Source organism: Kitasatospora sp. NPDC091257, from assembly GCF_044757675.1.
GTDB classification, from domain to species: Bacteria; Actinomycetota; Actinomycetes; order Streptomycetales; family Streptomycetaceae; genus Kitasatospora; species Kitasatospora lactacystinica.
The window spans coordinates 1-1682 of sequence record NZ_JBIVVI010001585.1; the positions used below are offsets into that span (position 1 = coordinate 1).

The following is a 1682-nucleotide window of genomic DNA, read 5'->3' on the forward strand; positions in this document are numbered from 1 at the left end:
GGTCGCGCCCGCCAGGGCGCCGCCCGTCCCGCCCCCATAGCTCAGCGGATAGAGCACCCGCCTTCTAAGCGGTAGGTCGCAGGTTCGAATCCTGCTGGGGGCACCATCCGGCAATTCCGCAGGCCACCGCTCCGGCGGACACCATCCGTGTCCGTTCCGGACCACCCGGTCATCCCGTACACCAACCGTTCCGCGCACCCTTCGCGCAGAACTCGTGACGATGCGTATCGCGGCCGCCGTGAAACAGGACCGAAAACGGGGTCAATCGGAACAACCGGAATTCCCGGTGAATCCCCCGCCCCGCACGCGTCGGAGCACGCGCCGTCCCCGACGGCCGAGCCGGTCGGACCGGACCCGATCCGATCCGACCGGACCGGACCGGACCGGCGCACTCCGGCTCGGACCCGCCTAGCCCGCCAGCCCGGCCAGATAGGCGTCCAGCAGCTCCGCCTGCCGCTCCGCGGGGAACTCCTCCGGAGCGAACAGCGCCTGCACCACCAGACCCAGCACGAAGGCCTGCGCCCCCGCGGCGAGCGCCGCCGGGTCGGCCTGCGCCGGGAGCTCCCCCAGCCGCTGGGCGTCCGCGACGTGCGCCGTGAGCGCGGTGCGCGAGCGCGCGTAGCGGCCCGCGTGCGCGGCCGCCAGCTCCGGGTCGGCCAGGGCGTGGTCCCAGGAGCCGACCCAGATCCGGTTGTCGGCCGCGGCCTCGCCGTCCAGCGGCAGCACGTCCAGGAGCGAGGCCCGCACCCGGGCCAGCCCGGCCGGCGGCTGGCCGTCGGCCGGGGCGGTGCGCCGGGGCCGGGCCAGCGAGCGCCGGTCCAGCTCCTCCAGCGCATGGCTGAGCAGCGCCCGCTTGTTCGGGAAGTAGTGCGTCAGCATCCCGGTGGAGGCACCCAGTTCGGCGGCCACCGCGCGCAGGGTCAGCCCCTCGAAGCCCCGGGTGGAGAGCACCCGCCACACCCCCTCGGAAACATCCGAGCGTCGGGCGTCATGGTCTCCACGGGCCGGTGTCATGGGGGCTATCGTACATACCAAACGTTTGTTATGAATGGTTCCGCCAACCTCAGCACCACCCGTGAAAGGCCGCCCGTGTTTGCCGTACCGCTCACCGAGAACGCCGAACTGCGCCCGCTGGAGCCCTGGCAGGCCCCCGAGTTCCTGACCCACCTCGACCGCGCCCGCGCCCACACCGACCCGTGGATCCCCTGGGCGACCTTCTCGGTCGACCTGGACTCCGCCCGCGCCACCCTCCAGCGCTACTCCGACGGCCTGAACGCCGACCAGAAGCGGATCTACGGCATCTGGCTGGACGGCACGCTGGTCGGCGGCGTGATGTTCGTGAGCTTCGACGCCCGGTCCGGCGTCTGCGAGATCGGCGCCTGGACGGAACCGGCCGGCGAGGGCCACGGGCTGATCACCGCCGCCGTCAAGCTGCTGCTCGACTACGCCTTCGCCACCCGCGGAATGCACCGCGCCGAGTGGTGGTGCTCCTCCGTCAACGCCCGCAGCCGGGCCGTCGCCGAGCGGGTCGGCATGACCCGCGACGGCGTGCTGCGCGAGTGGTACCCGTACAACGGGGTCCGCTACGACAAGGAGATCTGGGCCATCCTGGCCTCCGAGTGGACGGCCGCCGCCCAGGGCTGAGCCGCCCGCGAAAGCGGCGGGGCCCGGTGGACACCTCC

The 1682-nt window shown here is 72.8% G+C and carries 2 protein-coding genes and 1 tRNA gene; 2 read left to right on the top strand and 1 reads right to left on the bottom strand.

Features of this window, described 5'->3' with window-relative positions; all coding sequences use genetic code 11:
• Positions 1-30 precede the first annotated feature (30 nt).
• Positions 31-106: transfer RNA gene (locus ACIQOV_RS40485), tRNA-Arg, on the top strand.
• 302 nt (positions 107-408) lie between these two features.
• Here the strand turns inward: ACIQOV_RS40485 and ACIQOV_RS40490 are convergent.
• On the bottom strand, positions 409-1014 hold the full coding sequence (locus tag ACIQOV_RS40490; RefSeq protein ID WP_380550313.1) for a TetR/AcrR family transcriptional regulator: 606 nt from the start codon (positions 1012-1014) through the stop codon (positions 409-411).
• Positions 1015-1089: 75 nt separating this feature from the next.
• On the opposite strand from ACIQOV_RS40490, the gene ACIQOV_RS40495 reads away from it, so the two are divergent.
• Positions 1090-1644 carry a GNAT family N-acetyltransferase gene (locus tag ACIQOV_RS40495; RefSeq protein WP_380550310.1) on the top strand — a complete coding sequence of 185 codons (555 nt, stop codon included), beginning with the start codon at positions 1090-1092 and terminating at the stop codon, positions 1642-1644.
• The last annotated feature ends 38 nt before the right edge of the window (positions 1645-1682 follow it).

Bases quoted from the DNA above. Each gene is read 5' to 3' on its own strand.
- ACIQOV_RS40490 (WP_380550313.1), bottom strand. From the start codon at position 1,014: ATGACACCGGCCCGTGGAGACCATGACGCCCGACGCTCGGATGTTTCC.